Here is a 16,393-nt window from a genome sequence, read left to right on the forward strand (position 1 = left end):
GGTCAACCTCCCTGTACGAGTTGCAGAGTTCCCACCGGGGTGGAGCGCCAGTGGCCGACGCTGATGTCGACCAGCCGGGCAACGGCACGTTCGATGCCGTGGGCGAGTTCGTCGACATCGGGGGTCGTGTCGTAATCGCCGATGACGCCGAAGACGAGGCGGTCGGCGTAGCTCATGATGGCGATACCGGTGCGCAGCTGCAGCGCGAGCGGCGGGATCGGAAGAAGTCGCACGATCTCGCGGCCCATGACGCGCAACCGGTTTCGCGGTCCGGGCACGTTCGTGGCGACGGTGACGACGCCACGTTGCGGCAGCCGGGTCAGCGCCCGCACCGTCCAGGCGGTGAGCGGGAACGGGATCGCGTTCGCCGCCGACACCAGGATGTTGCCCGCCTCGCGCTGTCCACTGGCCTTGGCCCTGGACAGCCGCGCATGCACGGTGCGCAGCTGCTGCACGGGATCGGCCTTGTCGACCGGAAGGTACGGCAACATCACCGAGACTCGATTGTCGGTCCGGTCGTGGGCATCCCCGGACCGCACCGACACCGGCACCAGGGTGCGCAGCGCGTCACGCCTCGGCTTCTCTCCGCGGCGAATGAGTGTGTTGCGGAAACTGTCGGTGATCGCCGCGAGCGCAACATCATTGACCGTCACGCCGAATTCCCGGCACACCGAGTCGACGTCATCCAACGACACTTCTCCGGTGGCGTAGCGCCGCATGCTGGTCACCGGGCCCGTCAACGAGGTCCGCGCCGCCGGACGCAGTAGGCCGGTGACGATGCCGAAGGCCCCGTGGACGGCCTGCAGCGCGGCGCCGGGCAGTCCACTCGAGATCCGCCATGCTTTGCCGACCCAGTCGACAGGGCTGAAAGCAGCTGTCCCGCTGGCGGCTTGACGTTCTCCACCATCGCCGGTCACGCCACCGTCGTCGCACAGCCGGCTCAACAGTCGAGTCGCGGCGATCCCGTCGGCGATGCAATGGTGGACCTTCAGCAGGATGGCCCACCTTCCGTTCTCCAGGCCGTCGACGATCCAGCACTCCCACAACGGCCGGTCCCGGTCGAGGCGGCGTTCCATGACGTCGGCGGCCCACCGGTGCAGCGCCGCATCGTCACCGGGCTGGGGCAGCGCGGCGTGGCGAATGTGGTGCGCGGCATCGAAGTTGGTGTCTTCCACCCATTGCGGCGCACCGAGGTCTAGCGGCTGCGTGTGCAGCAGCTGGTGGAGGCGGGGCGCGGTCAGCACACGCTCGGACAACGCGGCCGTGACGGCCTCCGGGCTGGGCATCGGCCCGTCCAGCACGGCGATCGCTCCGATCGCCAGGCTGGCGTGGCGATCGGAGTCCTCGGCTTCGAGGAACCCCGCGTCAAGTGCGGTCAACTGCTCCATACCTGCAATCCTCCGCCTGCTGTCCATCCCCGGGCAGGGTCAAAGGTCCCTAGTTCCGCTGAATACCAGTGCTCACCAGCCCCGACGCTGCGGTCGTGACCCGATACCGGCGATACCGCCAAGAATCACCGCCTGCAGGTGGTACACGTGGTCGCTCATCACCAGGTCCATCCACTATTCGGGGATGAACAGGCCGATGACATGTCCGATGAACACCACGAGCATGCCGAAGTGGAACATCGGGCTGGCGATCCGCAGCAGCCGCGACTCGTAGAGCTGCGACGAGCGCGTGGTCCAGCCGAACTTGTCGTAGCGGTACCGCCACCAGGTGCCGACGGCAACCACCGCCAGCGTCACGTACGGCACCACGTCCCAGAAGATCTCCCAGCCCGACATCAGAGAACCTCCTGCCCACGGCGGGGCGGAACGGTCAGCTGAAACGGCTGTAGTCCCACGGATTCCGCGGGCGGCCCGGACACCATCAGTCGCGACACGTCGTCGACGGAGGCCAGGGACGGCAGGGTCGCGTCCACCGCTGCCACGACGGGCGCATACGGCGACCTCTGCTCGGCCAACGCGCGGGCCACCACACCGATCGGCACCCGGTACTTGGCGAGCAGCCGCCGCCCCGCGGCCGGGTCGACGGTGGCCGCGAACTCGAGTACGACCGGAAGATGATCGGGTGCTTCGCCTTTCGGGATCTCAACGCCGGCGGCACGGTAGGTCTGGGTGAATTCGACCATGTCCGCGCCGCGGTTTCGGGTATCCCCGGACGTCCAGTAGGTCAGGAGCATGGTGCACCGCTTGTGCAGGTCGAAGGTCTCGACATACTCCTGCGCCAGCTCCATGGTAGGTCGAAGGCTCAGCCCGACGACGGTTTCGCCGAGCAGCGCCCGGGCCTCGCCGGTGACGTGGTCCAGCAGGCGTGCCGCGGTCTGTAGCCGGTCGGCATGGCCGTCGTCCGGGTAGGCCAGCATCAGCGACGCCGCCTGCCACACCAGGCGGTCCTGCATCGTGTTGTCTCGGTTTCGGTTGCGACGCTTCATCACTGACCTCCACCCGGGAACATGCCCGACGGAACGCCCCTGCCGTCCCAGTTGAGCAGGTTGACCCGCGACGGCCGTTCGGCGTTGGCGGCCATGCCGCCGCTGGTCTGCCGGTGTTGCAGCGCGTGGAAGTTCTCCACCGCCACCGGTACGGGACCGCCGCTGGCCTCGCCGAACGGACCCGACTCGGACATTCCGGATCCCCCTTCGAAGGACAGTGAGCAGCCGGGTTCCTCGGCCCCGGGTATCGATTCCGAGCTGTACGCGGTCGGAATGACGTAGCGCTCCTCGTATTTCGCCAACCCCAGCAGCCGGTACATCTCGTACATGTGTTCCTCGGTCATACCGACGGCGGCCGGAATGTGCGGCTGGGTCTCACGCCCGAGGTTGATGTCGCGCATGTAGCAAAACATCATGTTCCTGCGGTCGCGTCACTTTCCCGGAAACGTTGCAGGCGGTTTCATGGAAATGTAATCCGCAACATCAATATGCCGAAAACAACCCTATTGCGGAATGACAATTGACCCGTTGCGGGAAAGTCGCTTTCGGCTAATCCAGCGGGGCACCCGATCGCAGCGCATCGGCCAGTTCCGCGAGCCAGGCCCGATCGGCGGGTACCCATGGCAGGTCGTCGAGTTCGTCGACCGTCACCCAGCGCAGCGCCCGGTGATCGTGTGGGTGCGGGCTACCCGACGTCAATGTCGCCCGATAGGCGCGCAGCGTCATCCCCGCCTTCAGCGCGACATCCGCACCCAGGCGGGCACCGACACTCACCTCGACGCCCAACTCCTCGCGCAGTTCGCGTGCCAACGCCTCGGCATCACTCTCACCGGCGGCCACCTTGCCTCCGGGCAGTTCCCACAGCCCCGCGAGCTCTGGCGGCCGTTGCCGTTGGGCAACCAGCAGCCCGGCCTCCGAGAACAGTGCACCAGCCACGACGATCTGCTCATCCATCGCGCCCGACGGTATACCGTCGGGCATATGGCCGTGTTATCGAACGATCAGGTCGACGCCGCACTGCCCGATCTGCCGGGTTGGGAACGCGCGGCGGGCGCCCTGCGCAGATCCACCAAATTCCCGACGTTCCTCGACGGCATCGACGCGGTGTGCCGCGTGGCCGAGTTCGCCGAGGAAAAAGACCATCATCCTGACATCGACATCCGCTGGCGCACAGTCACATTCGCACTCGTGACCCATTCCGCCGGCGGGATCACGGAGAAGGACATCCAGATGGCCAAGGAGATCAACCGGATCCTGGCCGACCAGCCAGGTTAGCCGCCCTCGGTGCGCTCGGCGGTCGTCGCGATCCAGGCCAGCGTCGCCAGCGTCGCGACGACGTAGACGAGCCCGGCCCAGGCCAGGTACCAGGGACGGCTGATCTCCCAGATCGTCGGCTGGGCGAAACTGAGCAGCCACGGCACCCCGATCAGTGTCAGCGCCAGCCAGCCCCAGCCCAGGACTCGCGCCCCGAGGCGATCCGCCAACGGTCCGTGCAGCAACCAGATCATCAGCGGGATCAGCCAGACCCAGTGGTGCGTCCACGAAATCGGTGAAAGCAGCAACCCGAACAAGCTGACGATCACGATCGCGCCCAGCCGGTCGGCACTGCCGCCGATGGCCCGCCACGCGAGCAGGGCGAGGACCGCGGTGACGGCGATACCGACCAGCACGGCCGGGCCGTATCCGGCGTCATGGCCGAGGATCCGGGAGATCGCACCGCGCCAGGATTGGTTGAACGACGTGCCGATCGGCCCGATCCGGTCGGCGTCCCCGAGTAGTTCGGTGAAGTAGCGGCGCCCCTCATCACCGATCACCAGCACCGAGAGCGCGACCGTCCCGAAGAACACGACGGCCGCGAACACCGCCGTGGCCCACCGGCGCGCGCCGACGAAGTACAGCCCCGACACCGCCGGCGTGAGTTTCACCCCGGCGGCCAGGCCCACCAACAACCCCGACAGCCACCAGCGATTGCTGTAGACGGCGTACAGCACGGCCAGCACCAGGACGACGTTGACCTGCCCGTAGTCGAACGTGCTGCGCAGCGGCTCGGTCCAGATGCCCACGGCGGTCCACAACATCGCGACTCGCCGCGGCGCCGGGCCGCCGAGCAACAGTTGGCTGACCCGTACGACGCCGTACAGCGCGGCGATGATGCCGATCTGCCAGCAGAACGCGACCAGCCCGAAGGGCAGCAGATGCAACGGATAGAACACCACCGCGGCGAACGGCGGATAGGTGAAAGGCAGTGGGAAATCCGGTGTCTGGTCCGGGTAGACGTAGTCATAGAGCGCGCCCGCGTGCCCGTCCAGGGTGGCGGCGCCGCCGACATAGACGTGCAGGTCGACGAAGTTGGCACCGTTGGGGACGAGGTAGGTCCAGGCCAGGCGCGCCGCAATGCTGAGGATCAGCAACACAGGCGCCAGACGGTAGAGCCGCGCGGTTGCTGAGACGTGGGTGGCCGGTTCGGTGTTAACGGACACGACTTTAGCGACCCGCCTGGTGCGTCACGCCGGCTGGGCGCGGCCGGCGCATCACGCCCAAGGCACTGCGCGATAACGAATTCGCCAGGTGCAGTAACGGTTGAATAACCGCCACACGTGTCACTTGAGTACCACCAGTAACTCCGTAGGTTCGCCTTCAGACGTTCAAGCAACTGATTGGGAGAACCATGATCTTCACCTGGAAAGCACTTTCCACCAGCATGATCGCGGCCGCCGGCGCGGTCCCGGTCGCGTTGGCCCTCAGTGCCGCAGCGAACGCCGAGCCGGTGGCCCCGGCCCCGGCGATCCCCGGCGCGCCGAACCTGCCGATCGTCAACCAGCTCGCCGGCGTGCCGGCCGCCGCGCCGCAACTGCTGCAAGGCGTGAGCTCCGCGTTGACCGGCGCCCCCGCCGCCGCGCCCGCACCCGCCCCTGGTGCCACCGCATCGGTGACCCTGCCCCAGATGCCGACATCGGCCACACCGGCTGCCGCCAATGCACCCCTGGGATCGCTGGTGCCGGGCCTGCCCGCCGCGCCGGCTGCCGCCCCGGCCGCAACGGCTCCGGCGGCTCCGGTCACCGGCCCCGCATCCCTGATCCCCTCAGCCGAGCTGACGATCCCGCAGGTGCCCGGGATGCCGATCCCGCTGCCCCAGAAGGTGAACATCCCGGGCGACCTGGCCTCACTGGCCCCGGTCGCGGCTCAAACGGCACTGCCCGCCACCGCCGCCGCGGCCCCGTTGGCCCCGGCAGCGGCAGCGGCTCCGGCCCTGGCAGCTCCCGCGGCTGCGGCTCCCGGCATCAGCAACCCGGGTGTCGCAGCACTGGCACCGCTGCTGACCGCCGGCCTGCCCTGATCCCCGAACTGGTCTGACCGCCCGAAACGATTGGGAAAGCCATGTCACCCCGCAAGTCACCGAAAATGTTGTTCGCCAGCGCCATCGCAGTCGGTACGTCGGCTGCGTTGCTGTTCGGCTCCGGAGTAGCCAACGCCGACCCGGCGCCGGCAGCACCATTGCCGATCGACAACGTGCAGGCTCCCGGCCTGTCGGCGGTGGAAGGGCTCAGCCCGATCATCCAGCAGGCTGCGGCCGATCCGGGAGGCGCGGTGCAGTTGCTGATGGCAGCCGCGCAGGCTTTCGCCGCCAACAAATCGGAATCGGCTGAATCCCGCAACGTCGCGACGGCGGTCAACCACTTCGCGGCCCAGCCCGTCGCCGCACCCGAGCATGTTCCTGCTCTGGGTGCCGGCGGCGACGCTCACCTGCCGATGGGTGTCGACCCGGCCCATGCGGCCGGGCCGGCCCCCGAGGCACTGCCCGCTCCGGCGCCTGCCCCGGCACCGGCCCCCGAAGCCGCACCGGCTCCTGCCCCCGGGGCTGTTCCGGCAGCGGCCACGATCCCGGCGCCGGCTCCTGCGCCGGAAGCTGTACCGGCTCCGGCTCCGGCCCCGGCACCTGAAGCCGCACCGGCGGGCGCCGCAGCCCCTGGCTTCGGCCCCAACACGCCGACCAAGCAGGACTTCATGTACCCGTCGATCAGCAACGGGTGCCTCAAGGACGGCGGAAACGTTCTGGCGACGGCAATCTCAGTGGCCGGGCCCGCTACGATCCCGCTGCCCGGCCCGCAGCCAGGCCAGACCGCCTACGTGTTCACCGCGATCGGTACCCCCGGCCCGGCCGCCGAGCAGAAGCTTCCGCTCAACGCCACGTGGGTGAACCTGACGACGGGCAAGTCCGGCAGTGTGACACTGCAGCCGCGCTCGGACCTCAACCCCGAGGGCCCGACCACGCTGACCGCGATCGCCGACACCGGATCGGGCAGCATCATGACGACGATCTTCGGACAGGTCACGACGACCGAGATGCAGTGCCAGTTCATGCCCACCATCGGATCCACGGTGGTGCCCTGACCACACCATATGAATGGGGAAACGAAATTCCCGGTCGCTTGCCTCATGGCTGGCGACCGGGAATTTTGTCAGGGGCTGTAAGTCTGGGGGCCTGGTAGGCCGTGAATCAGTAAGCCATGAAGAGGATCATTTCCCGGTCGTACTCACGCCCGGGGTGCTGCTGAGCCAGATGCGTCTGGGCCTTCTCGACCAGGTCGTCCTCGTCGGTCCCGCTGATCGCTTCGCCGCACGGGCAATTCAGGTGTGTCTTCGCCATATATTCACCTTTGCATAGGTCGTCTTCCTACAAAAGGATCTAGTCATGGACTTGTACGACGTCATGCGCACGACCGGGGCCACCCGCGAGTTCACCGACGAACCCCTGCCCGACGACGTGCTGGAACGGATCCTCGACAACGCCCGGTTCGCGCCCACCGGCGGTAACCGCCAGGGCACGCGCGTCGTGGTGATTCGCGATCGCCAGACCCGCGAGTCCCTTGCCGACCTCAGTGTCACCGGCGCGCGCCGCTACATCGCCCAACAGCGAAACGGTGAGAGCCCATGGAACCCGGTGCATCCCATGGGTGTATCGGCCGACGAAGTGGCCGCCGTACAGGTTCCGCGGGCCGCCATGCTCCTCGATGCCGCCGTGGTTCTCGTGGTCTGCGTCGACCTCGGTGTCGTCGCGGCGATCGACCAGGATCTCGACCGCATCGGCGTGGTTTCCGGCGCCTCGGTGTATCCGTTCGTGTGGAACATCCTGCTGGCAGCGCGCAACGAAGGGTACGGCGGCGTGCTGACCACCATGGCCGTTGCGGAGGAGCCCAAGGTCAAGGCATTGCTCGGGATACCGGAGCCGTTCGCCATCGCCGCGGTCGTGCCGCTCGGCAAGCCCGTACGCCAGTTCACGAAACTCAAGCGCATGCCGGTTGCCGACATCGCCAGTCGCGAACGCTTCGACGGGCCGCCGTTCTAGGTCGACCCGCAGCGTCGCCCCGTCGAGTCTGCGCACAGATCGCGATTTCGCGCCGAAACACGATCTCACCGCAGAGTCGGCGATCTGCGAGCAAGCTCGAGGCCAGTCAGGCCTTGGCGGCCTTGGCTTCTTTGGCGGCGGCCTTCATCTGCTTCTTGTAGGTGCGCACCTTCTGCAACGACCCGGGGTCAACCACGTCGGCCACCGACATGAAGCTGCCGGCCGTGCCGTAATCCCCCGCGGCCTCACGCCAACCCGCGGGTGTCACACCGTACTGCTTGCCCAACAGCGCCAAGAAGATTCGCGCCTTCTGATCGCCGAATCCGGGCAGTCGCTTGAGCCGGCGGAGTACCTCTTTGCCGTCGGGGTCACCGTCAGTCCACAGGGCCGTGACGTCACCGTCGTACTCGTCGACGATGGCCCGCGCCAGATCCTGCACCCGCTTGCCCATCGATCCCGGGAACCGGTGGATGGCGGGCGTTTGCGAAACCACTGCGATGAAGTCGTCGGGGTTGTAATCGGCGATCGTGCGGGCGTCGACGTCACCGAGACGGTCGGCGATCTTCTTGGGCCCGGCGAACGCTGTCTCCATCGGGATCTGCTGGTCCAACAGCATCCCCACCAAGAGCGCGAACGGGTTGGACTCCAGCAGAGCGTCGGCCTCCGGGTCTTGGACCAGCTGCAGTTTTCCCACGGCGTCAGTCTAGGACCAGACACATTTTTGACGCCTGTGTCGGCCCAGTGTGCGAATGTGTACGCGATAACCGGTGGATATGCCCATAGGAGATGGACATGAGACGTGTGATTGCGCCTCTTTTCGCAGCGGTGGCTACCGCGCTCGCCTTGGCCGCCACGGCCAACGCGATCCCAGACCAGGGCACGCCGGAATTCGACAACTACATGCAGGGCCTGGACCGCAACGGCTTCCACCTGAATCCCGATACCGCGTGGCGCGTCGCCCACCAGGCTTGCCAGGGCGGCATACCCGGATACATCAGTTGGGAACTGGCTGCGCAGGGCGTTTTCGGCCCCGGTTCGGAGCAGCGGGTGTACGACGTGGCCAGAAAGTACGCCTGCCCCGTTCAATAGCCGGTTTAGAGTTGGCCGCACGATGTCCGGCGAGGTTGCAGTCGCGCTGGCCCTGGCGCTGATCCTGGCGGCGGTCGCCGCTGTCGTGGTGGTGCGCACCCGAAAGGTGGTGGCTACCCCCACCGAGCGTGCCGTGCACGCCGCGCTGCACACCGCGGCCCAGGCGGCCCGCGCCCTGCGCCAAGGCCTGGACACCGAATCCGCGCAGACCGCCGCGCCCTACCTGCGTGAGTTGACCGGCACCGCGGGGCTGGCGCTGTTCGACGACGACGCCGCCCTGCTGGCCCGCGACCAGGAGGACGACGCGATCTGGCAGTCCGACACCGTCGACGTCTGCGCCGACACCGCACGGGAGTCGATCAGCGCCGGGCGCCGCGTACTGCGAACGGCACGCTCGACGGCTGTCGTGGCCCAGCCGCTGCTGACCGAGGGCGGTGAGGTGCTCGGTGCGCTCGTCGTGCTGGCCCCGGCCAGCCCCGGCCCGGGCATGCTGGGGGCGGTCGGCGAAGTGGCGCGCTATGCGGCCAGCCAGATCGAGTTGGCCGAGCTCGACGCGTCGCGCGCCCGGCTGGACCGGGCCGAGGTGCTGGCGCTGCGCGCCCAGATCAGCCCGCACTTCATCTACAACGCGCTCAACACCATTGCGTCGTTCGTCCGCACCGACCCCGACCGGGCCCGTGAACTGATCCTGGAATTCGCCGACTTCACCCGCTATTCGTTCCGCGCGGCCGGGCAGTACACCACGCTGGCCGACGAACTGCGCAACATCGACCGCTATCTCACCCTGGAACGGGCCCGGTTCGGCGCCAACCTTCGGGTGCGGCTGCAGGTGGCCCCCGAGGTACTCAACGTCGTGGTGCCGTTTCTCGCACTACAACCGTTGGTGGAGAACGCGGTGCGGCACGGGCTGGCCGGCAGCGGCGGCGGATCCGTGGAGATCGTCGCGCGCGACGCGGGCGCCGAATGCGTCATCACCGTCGAGGACGACGGCGCGGGCATGGATCCCGAGAGGCTGCGTGCCGGGCCGGGCGACGCACTGGCCGACCGCACCGGCGAATCCGCCCACGTCGGGCTGACCAATGTGGACCATCGGCTGCGCGCGGCATTCGGCAACGACTACGGTCTTGTGGTCGAGACAGCGGTCGGCGCGGGCACGAAAGTGGTGATGCGCGTGCCGAAGTTCCGCTCAGGAGTCCGAGCCGGCGGAGGTGCTTTCAGGTGAGTGCCAACCTGACAGTGCTCGCCGTCGACGACGAGGCACCCGCACTCGACGAGCTGGCCTACCTGCTGGGCCGGCACCCCGACATCGGCGAGGTGCACACCGCGTCCGACGCCACCTCGGCGCTGCGCGAACTCAACCAGCACACCATCGACGCGGTGTTCCTCGACATCAACATGCCCGGACTGTCCGGTATCGAATTGGCCGGTGTCCTCACCAATTACACCAACCGGCCCGCCGTGGTGTTCGTGACTGCCCACGAGGACAAGGCGGTGGCCGCGTTCGACGTCGGCGCCGTCGATTATCTGCTCAAACCCATCCGGCAGGACCGCCTGGACGAGGCCGTGCGCCGGGTCGCGGCGGGCATTCCGAAAGCCTCGACCGAAACGGCCGGGCCCGCCCAGCCCGAGGACCAGGACTGGGACGTGGTCCCCGCCGAATTGGGCGGCATCACCCACCTGGTGCCGCGCGACAGCATCGGCTGGGTCGAGGCCGAGGGTGACTACGCCCGGCTGCACTCCGCCACCGGAGCACACCTGGTGCGAATACCCTTGAGCACCTTGGAGACCCGCTGGCGCGACCACGGATTCCAGCGCATCCACCGCTCCTATCTGGTGTCGCTGCGGCAGGTCACCGGACTCCGCACGGCCGACGGTGCGGTGCTGGTTCGGTTGCGCGCCAACGGGACTTCGCCCGCGGTCGAGCTGCCCGTCAGCCGGCGCCAAGCCCGTGAACTGCGAGACCGGCTGGTCCGGGATCCGATGCGGTCCCTCAAACCCGCGGGCAACGATGAGTGACCGGCCCGCTCCACAACGTGAGCGCGTGGTCCTCGCCCACCGCCGCGGCACCCGCATGGTGCGCACCCGCATCGAGGTGCAGGAACAGACCCAGGTGGGCGACGCGCTGGTGCGCGGCCTGGTGCGGACCCAGCTCGGCCTCGCCCTGCGCCTGGCCCTCGTCGTCGTCACTGTGGTGGTGGCACTGGTTTTGCTCAATTCCGCCGTGCCGGATCTGGCCGCGCTCACCGTGTTCGGCATCCGGCTCAACTGGCTGATCCTGGCCGGGGTGCTCTACCCGCTGCTGTACGGCGTGGGACGGCTGTATGTGCGGCTGGCCGAACAGGGCGAGCGGGACTTCGTCCGGGTCGTCGACAGCGAACCATGACCGGCGCACCGCTGACCGCCGCCGCCCTGCTGGCCTCCGTGGTCGCCACCATCGCGATCGGGGCCTACGGAGTCCGGTTGTCGCGCACCACCTCCGACTTCCTGGTGGCCTCACGCAGCGTCGGACCGCAGTGGAATGCCGCCGCGATCTCGGGTGAATACCTGTCCGCTGCTTCCTTTCTCGGGGTAGCCGGGCTGATCGCGAAGTACGGGGCCGACGCACTGTGGTACCCGGTCGGTTTCACCGCGGGTTATCTGGGCGTGCTGTTGTTCGTGGCAGCACCCCTGCGCCGCTCGGGGGCCTACACCGTTCCCGACTTCGCCGAATTCCGGCTCGGCTCGGCGCGGCTGCGCAAGGTGGCGATGCTCGTCGTCGTGATGATCTGCCTCTTCTATCTGGCCCCGCAGTATCAGGGGGCCGGGCTCGCCCTGAAAACACTTCTGGGCGTTCCGGTCTGGGTCGGGCCGCTGCTGGTCGCCGCGATCGTCATCACCAATGTGGTGGCCGGCGGCATGCGGTCGATCACGTTCGTGCAGGCGTTTCAGTACTGGCTCAAACTCACGGCCGTCGCGGTCCCCGCGCTGGCGCTGCTCGGGTTGTTCGTCGGCGACCGCGGCGAACTGGGCGGCCCGCTGCCGCCGACCGTGCAGCAGCAGACCACCGTGCAGATCGACACCGACGTCATGGTCCAGGTGATCGAACCGGCCGGCATCACCGTGACCGGCGATCTCGACGGCCGCCACGTCGAGTCGGCCAGGATCACCGCGCCCGGGCAACACACCCTCGGCGCGGGCACCACGCTGACGCTGGCCGCAGGCGCTGCCACACCCGTGGTGGCCGGCACCCCGGGCACCGGCAGCGAGTGGATCGCCTCGGGCGGCGGCCTGGGCGGCGGACATCCGCTCTATCAGGTGTTGTCCATCATCGTCGCGACGTTCCTGGGCACCATGGGCCTGCCCCATGTGCTGGTGCGCTTCTACACCAATCCCGACGGGCGGGCGGCCCGGCGCACCGCGCTCGCGGTGGTGGCACTGCTGTCGGTGTTCTACTTCTTCCCGATCCTGCTCGGGGTGTTCTCCCGGTTGTATGTCCCACAGCTGCTGATCACCGGAACTGCGGACGCCGCAGTGCTTTTGGCGCCGGGCGCCGCATTCGGCGGAATCGGCGGCCAACTGCTGGCCGCACTCGTGGCCGCCGGTGCGATCGCGGCATTCCTGGCCACCTCGTCGGGGCTGCTGGTCAGCATCGCCGGCGCCCTGGCCACAGACGTGCTGCGCGGCCGGGTGCGCGATTTCCGGATCGCCGCGGTGGTCGGCGGACTGATCCCGATTCCGTTGTCGCTGATGGTGTCCGGGCTGGAGCTGTCCCGCAGCGTCGGACTGGCCTTCGCCGTCGCGGCGTCCACGCTGTGCCCGCTGCTGGTGCTCGGGATCTGGTGGCGCGGCCTGACGGTCGTCGGCGCCGCGTGCGGGCTCGTGGTGGGCGGGTGCGTGTGCGGCGGCGCGGTGCTCGTGGCGATCACCGGCGGCGTGGACGATGCCGTGCTCGGCGGCTGGCCCGCGGTGATGGTGGGCTACCCGGCGGCGGTCAGTGTGCCGATCGCCTTCCTCACGATGATCATCGTCAGCTTGTTCACGCGGCCCACCCCCGGCGTCGCGCAGATCTTCGCGCGCATGCACGTGCCGGAGCGCCTCGGCCTGGGTGTCGAACGCGTACCCACCGGCTGACCGCCTGCCGCTCAGCCCCGGCGACCGACCGTTCAGCGCAACGATGGCCGAATTCGGCGTATCGACGGTGATACCGCTCCTGTGTGACCCACCTCTCAATTAGGTTCAGTGCCCAACCCCACGCACAGCCAACTGTCAGGAGCGCTCGGTGCCCGAAATCGACCTTCCCGAGAGGGTTGCCCCCACCGGGGAGCAGTTCCTCGCCATGCAGGCAAGTCCCGAATTCCAGGAGCTGCGTTCCAGACTGCGCCGCTTCGTCTTTCCCATGACCGCGTTCTTCCTGCTCTGGTACGCCCTCTACGTCGCCCTCGGCGCGTTCGCCCACGACTTCATGGCCATCCGGGTGTTCGGCAACGTCAACGTCGGCCTGCTGATCGGGTTGGGCCAGTTCCTGACCACGTTCCTGATCACCGGTCTGTACGTGCGCTTCGCCAACCGGGAACTCGACCCGCGAGCCACCGCCATCCGCGAAGAACTGGAACCGGAGGGCACAGTCTGATGTCGACCGCGTATCTCGCCGCCGAGACCGTCGGCAACCCCGTCGCCAACATCGGCATCTTCAGCGTCTTCGTCGTCGTCACGATGATCGTGGTGATCAAGGCCAGTAAGCGCAATGCCACCGCCGACGAGTTCTTCACCGGTGGCCGCGGCTTCTCCGGCCCGCAGAACGGCATCGCCATCGCCGGCGACTACCTGTCGGCGGCCAGCTTCCTCGGCATCGCCGGCGCCATCGCCGTCTACGGCTATGACGGCTTCCTCTACTCCATCGGATTCCTGGTGGCCTGGCTGGTGGCCCTGCTGCTGGTGGCCGAATTGCTGCGCAACACCGGCAAATTCACCATGGCCGACGTGCTGAGCTTCCGGCTCAAGCAGCGGCCGGTGCGACTGGCCGCTGCCATCTCGACGCTGACGGTGTCGCTGTTCTACCTACTGGCGCAGATGGCCGGGGCCGGCGGCCTGGTGGCCCTGCTGCTCGACGTCAACAGCCGGGCCGGGCAGTCGATCGTGATCGCCGTCGTCGGCATCCTGATGATCGTCTACGTTCTGGTCGGCGGCATGAAGGGCACCACGTGGGTGCAGATCATCAAGGCCGTGCTGCTGATCGCCGGCGCCGCACTGATGACCGTGATGGTGCTGAGCAAGTTCGGGCTTAACTTCTCCGAAATCCTGGGCTCGGCGCAATCGGCCATCTCCGAGGCCACCACCAAGGGCGTGTCCGGCCGGGACGTGCTGGCCCCGGGCGCGCAGTACGGCGGATCGCTCACCTCGCAGATCAACTTCATCTCGCTGGCGCTGGCGTTGGTGCTCGGCACCGCGGGCCTGCCGCACGTGCTGATGCGCTTCTACACCGTGCCGACCGCGAAAGAGGCTCGGCGGTCGGTGGTCTGGGCGATCGCGCTGATCGGTGCCTTCTACCTGTTCACCCTGGTGCTCGGATACGGAGCGGCCGCCCTGGTCGGTCCGGACCGGATTCTCGGGGCGGCCGGCGGGGTGAACTCCGCGGCCCCGCTGCTGGCGTTCGAACTCGGCGGGGTGATCCTGCTCGGGGTCATCTCCGCGGTGGCGTTCGCGACGATCCTTGCGGTCGTGGCCGGCCTGACCATCACGGCGTCGGCCTCGTTCGCCCACGACATCTATGCCTCTGTGCTCAAGTCGCACAAGGTGACCGAGGACGAGCAGGTGCGGGTCTCGCGTATCACCGCGGTCGTGCTGGGCGTGTTCGCGATCGGGCTGGGCATCCTCGCCAACGGTCAGAACGTGGCGTTCCTGGTCGCGCTGGCATTCGCCGTGGCGGCCGCGGCCAACCTGCCGACGATCCTGTACTCGCTGTACTGGAAGCGGTTCAACACCCGCGGCGCACTGTGGAGCATGTACGGCGGTCTGATCTCGACCATCGTGCTGATCGTGTTCTCCCCCGCCGTGTCGGGCAGCAAGACCGCGATGATCCCCGGCGCGGACTTCGCCTACTTCCCGCTGGCCAATCCGGGCATCGTTTCCATTCCGCTGGCGTTCGCGCTCGGCATCATCGGCACGCTCACCTCGCGCGACACCGGGGACCCGGAGCTCAACGCCGAGATGGAAGTGCGGTCGCTGACCGGAGTGGGGGCCGAGAAGGCGGTCGCGCACTAAGGCAGGGAAGCTCAAGCGCCCCCGGGACGTTTCAATGGCACATGCCCAACTTCCGGGGGCGCTATGCCTTCGCCCTGCTCGCATACGCGTTTCTGGCCATCATGCTGGGCACCACACTGCCCACCCCGATGTATGCGCTCTACGCCGACCGCATGCACTTCGCGGTGCTGACCACCACGGTCATCTATGCCACCTACGCCGGCGGGGTGCTGTTCGCACTGCTGGTGTTCGGCCGCTGGTCCGATGCGATCGGCCGGCGGCCGGTACTGCTGGCCAGCGTGGTGGCCGCGCTGGCCAGTGCAGGGGTGTTCCTGATCGCCGACTCGGTCCCGGTGCTGCTGATCGGCCGGGTGCTGTCCGGGATATCGGCGGGGTTGTTCACCGGGGCGGGCACCGTTGCGGTGATCGAGGCTGCCCCAGCCACGTGGCGGTCGCGCGCCGCGGCGGTCGCCACCGTCGCCAACATCGGTGGCCTCGGCGCCGGGCCGCTGCTGGCGGGCCTGCTGGTCGAGTACGCACCGCAGCCGCTGCTCCTGCCGTTCGTCGTGCATATCGTGCTGGCCGTCCTGGCCGGCATCGCGCTGCTGATCGTGCCGGAAACCTCCAGCCGGGCCGGGCGTATCGGACTGCAGCGGCTGTCGGTGCCGACCGAGGTCCGCAGGGTCTTCATCATCGCGGCGCTGGCCGCATTCGCCGGATTCACCGTCACCGGCCTGTACACAGCGGTGGCGCCGTCGTTCCTGTCCAACGTCATCGGGATCACCAACCACGCGGTGGCCGGCGCGATGGCATGGTCGATCTTCGCGGCGTCGGCGGTGGCCCAGATCTTCGCGACCCGGATCCCACCTCAGCGGGCGGTGGCGGTGGGTTGCGCGATCCTCGTCGTCGGCATGGTCATTCTGGCTGCGGCACTGTATTTCTCGTCGCTACCCGGTTTGATCGCGGCCGCGGTGGTGTCTGGCGCCGGGCAGGGCATCAGCTTCAGCCGCGGGCTCGCCGCCGTTGCCGAGCAGGCACCCGCCGAACGCCGTGCCGAAGTCAGTTCGGCGTATTTCGTCGTGGCATACGTGGCCCTGTCGATGCCCGTGGTCGGCGTCGGATTCGCCGCCCGGGACTGGGGATTGCGCACCGCCGGGATCACCTTCGCGATCGCGGTCGCGGTACTCGCCGCGGGCTGCCTGGCTGCCATCCTGGTCGAGGAGGCCCGGCAAGACCGGAGCGCGGACGCGAAGTTGAGTGCATCTACCTAAAGCATGTCGAACAACTCGGTTGAGTGTTCGGCA

Annotated in this window: 18 protein-coding genes and 2 pseudogenes; 12 read left to right on the forward strand and 8 right to left on the reverse strand. The window is 68.1% G+C overall.

Going from position 1 to position 16,393, the window contains the following annotated elements:
* Nucleotides 1-2 precede the first annotated feature (2 nt).
* The 5 genes and pseudogenes from EH231_RS13375 to EH231_RS13395 form a co-directional block, all read right to left on the reverse strand.
* Nucleotides 3-1,388: a WS/DGAT/MGAT family O-acyltransferase gene (locus EH231_RS13375; RefSeq protein ID WP_124712551.1), complete on the reverse strand. Its 1,386-nt coding sequence runs from the start codon at nt 1,386-1,388 to the stop codon at nt 3-5.
* A gap of 96 nt (nt 1,389-1,484) precedes the next feature.
* Nucleotides 1,485-1,784: pseudogene (locus EH231_RS13380) on the reverse strand (respiratory nitrate reductase subunit gamma); the annotation flags it as partial.
* Nucleotides 1,784-2,434: a nitrate reductase molybdenum cofactor assembly chaperone gene (gene narJ / locus EH231_RS13385; protein ID WP_124712552.1), complete on the reverse strand. Its 651-nt coding sequence runs from the start codon at nt 2,432-2,434 to the stop codon at nt 1,784-1,786. The gene narJ and the pseudogene EH231_RS13380, both read right to left, overlap by 1 nt.
* A pseudogene (gene narY, locus EH231_RS13390) lies at nt 2,434-2,847 on the reverse strand (nitrate reductase subunit beta); the annotation flags it as partial. The gene narJ and the pseudogene narY, both read right to left, overlap by 1 nt.
* A 136-nt stretch (nt 2,848-2,983) precedes the next feature.
* A complete protein-coding gene (locus EH231_RS13395) occupies nt 2,984-3,388 on the reverse strand; it encodes a (deoxy)nucleoside triphosphate pyrophosphohydrolase (RefSeq protein WP_090428971.1) in 405 nt (134 codons plus the stop codon).
* Nucleotides 3,389-3,415: 27 nt separating this feature from the next.
* On the opposite strand from EH231_RS13395, the gene EH231_RS13400 reads away from it, so the two are divergent.
* Nucleotides 3,416-3,709 carry a 4a-hydroxytetrahydrobiopterin dehydratase gene (locus EH231_RS13400; RefSeq protein ID WP_090428124.1) on the forward strand — a complete coding sequence of 98 codons (294 nt, stop codon included), beginning with the start codon at nt 3,416-3,418 and terminating at the stop codon, nt 3,707-3,709.
* On the opposite strand, the gene EH231_RS13405 is transcribed toward EH231_RS13400, so the two are convergent.
* Nucleotides 3,706-4,914: a mannosyltransferase gene (locus EH231_RS13405; RefSeq protein WP_090428122.1), complete on the reverse strand. Its 1,209-nt coding sequence runs from the start codon at nt 4,912-4,914 to the stop codon at nt 3,706-3,708. The genes EH231_RS13400 and EH231_RS13405 overlap by 4 nt on opposite strands.
* Nucleotides 4,915-5,102: 188 nt before the next feature.
* Here EH231_RS13405 and EH231_RS13410 point away from each other — a divergent pair, with 188 nt between their 5' ends.
* Together EH231_RS13410 and EH231_RS13415 are read left to right on the forward strand one after the other, a co-directional pair.
* Complete coding sequence (locus EH231_RS13410; protein ID WP_124712553.1) at nt 5,103-5,771, forward strand: hypothetical protein; 669 nt, start codon at nt 5,103-5,105, stop codon at nt 5,769-5,771.
* Between the two features lie 41 nt (nt 5,772-5,812).
* The gene (locus EH231_RS13415) at nt 5,813-6,826 is read left to right on the forward strand and encodes an Rv1157c family protein (RefSeq protein ID WP_090428117.1); all 1,014 of its coding nucleotides are present in this window, start codon (nt 5,813-5,815) and stop codon (nt 6,824-6,826) included.
* 106 nt (nt 6,827-6,932) lie between these two features.
* On the opposite strand, the gene EH231_RS13420 is transcribed toward EH231_RS13415, so the two are convergent.
* Nucleotides 6,933-7,082: a DUF1059 domain-containing protein gene (locus EH231_RS13420; RefSeq protein WP_084622040.1), complete on the reverse strand. Its 150-nt coding sequence runs from the start codon at nt 7,080-7,082 to the stop codon at nt 6,933-6,935.
* A 45-nt stretch (nt 7,083-7,127) separates the two neighbouring features.
* Here EH231_RS13420 and EH231_RS13425 point away from each other — a divergent pair, with 45 nt between their 5' ends.
* Nucleotides 7,128-7,781: a nitroreductase family protein gene (locus EH231_RS13425; protein WP_124712554.1), complete on the forward strand. Its 654-nt coding sequence runs from the start codon at nt 7,128-7,130 to the stop codon at nt 7,779-7,781.
* Between the two features lie 106 nt (nt 7,782-7,887).
* Here EH231_RS13425 and EH231_RS13430 read toward each other — a convergent pair whose 3' ends face one another.
* Nucleotides 7,888-8,475, reverse strand: a complete 588-nt coding sequence (locus tag EH231_RS13430) for an HhH-GPD-type base excision DNA repair protein (RefSeq protein WP_090428112.1) — start codon at nt 8,473-8,475, stop codon at nt 7,888-7,890.
* A gap of 92 nt (nt 8,476-8,567) precedes the next feature.
* Here EH231_RS13430 and EH231_RS13435 point away from each other — a divergent pair, with 92 nt between their 5' ends.
* The 8 genes from EH231_RS13435 to EH231_RS13470 all read left to right on the forward strand — a co-directional run bounded on the left by EH231_RS13435 (nt 8,568) and on the right by EH231_RS13470 (nt 16,360).
* Nucleotides 8,568-8,870 (forward strand): DUF732 domain-containing protein, encoded by a 303-nt coding sequence (locus tag EH231_RS13435; protein ID WP_164480878.1) that lies wholly within the window; start codon nt 8,568-8,570, stop codon nt 8,868-8,870.
* Between the two features lie 22 nt (nt 8,871-8,892).
* Nucleotides 8,893-10,092, forward strand: coding sequence for a sensor histidine kinase (locus tag EH231_RS13440; RefSeq protein ID WP_124712555.1), 1,200 nt, complete (start codon nt 8,893-8,895; stop codon nt 10,090-10,092).
* On the forward strand, nt 10,089-10,886 hold the full coding sequence (locus EH231_RS13445) for a LytR/AlgR family response regulator transcription factor (RefSeq protein WP_090428107.1): 798 nt from the start codon (nt 10,089-10,091) through the stop codon (nt 10,884-10,886). Before EH231_RS13440 ends, EH231_RS13445 begins: the two co-directional genes overlap by 4 nt.
* 55 nt (nt 10,887-10,941) lie before the next feature.
* Nucleotides 10,942-11,253, forward strand: a complete 312-nt coding sequence (locus tag EH231_RS13450) for a hypothetical protein (protein WP_090428964.1) — start codon at nt 10,942-10,944, stop codon at nt 11,251-11,253.
* On the forward strand, nt 11,250-12,980 hold the full coding sequence (locus tag EH231_RS13455) for a sodium/solute symporter (protein ID WP_124712556.1): 1,731 nt from the start codon (nt 11,250-11,252) through the stop codon (nt 12,978-12,980). Before EH231_RS13450 ends, EH231_RS13455 begins: the two co-directional genes overlap by 4 nt.
* Before the next feature lie 148 nt (nt 12,981-13,128).
* Nucleotides 13,129-13,479 carry a DUF485 domain-containing protein gene (locus EH231_RS13460; protein WP_170856302.1) on the forward strand — a complete coding sequence of 117 codons (351 nt, stop codon included), beginning with the start codon at nt 13,129-13,131 and terminating at the stop codon, nt 13,477-13,479.
* A complete protein-coding gene (locus EH231_RS13465; RefSeq protein ID WP_090428101.1) occupies nt 13,479-15,110 on the forward strand; it encodes a monocarboxylic acid transporter in 1,632 nt (543 codons plus the stop codon). Before EH231_RS13460 ends, EH231_RS13465 begins: the two co-directional genes overlap by 1 nt.
* 41 nt (nt 15,111-15,151) lie before the next feature.
* Nucleotides 15,152-16,360, forward strand: coding sequence for an MFS transporter (locus EH231_RS13470; protein WP_090428098.1), 1,209 nt, complete (start codon nt 15,152-15,154; stop codon nt 16,358-16,360).
* Nucleotides 16,361-16,393 lie beyond the last annotated feature (33 nt).

Source organism: Mycolicibacterium nivoides (assembly GCF_003855255.1).
GTDB classification, from domain to species: Bacteria; Actinomycetota; Actinomycetes; order Mycobacteriales; family Mycobacteriaceae; genus Mycobacterium; species Mycobacterium nivoides.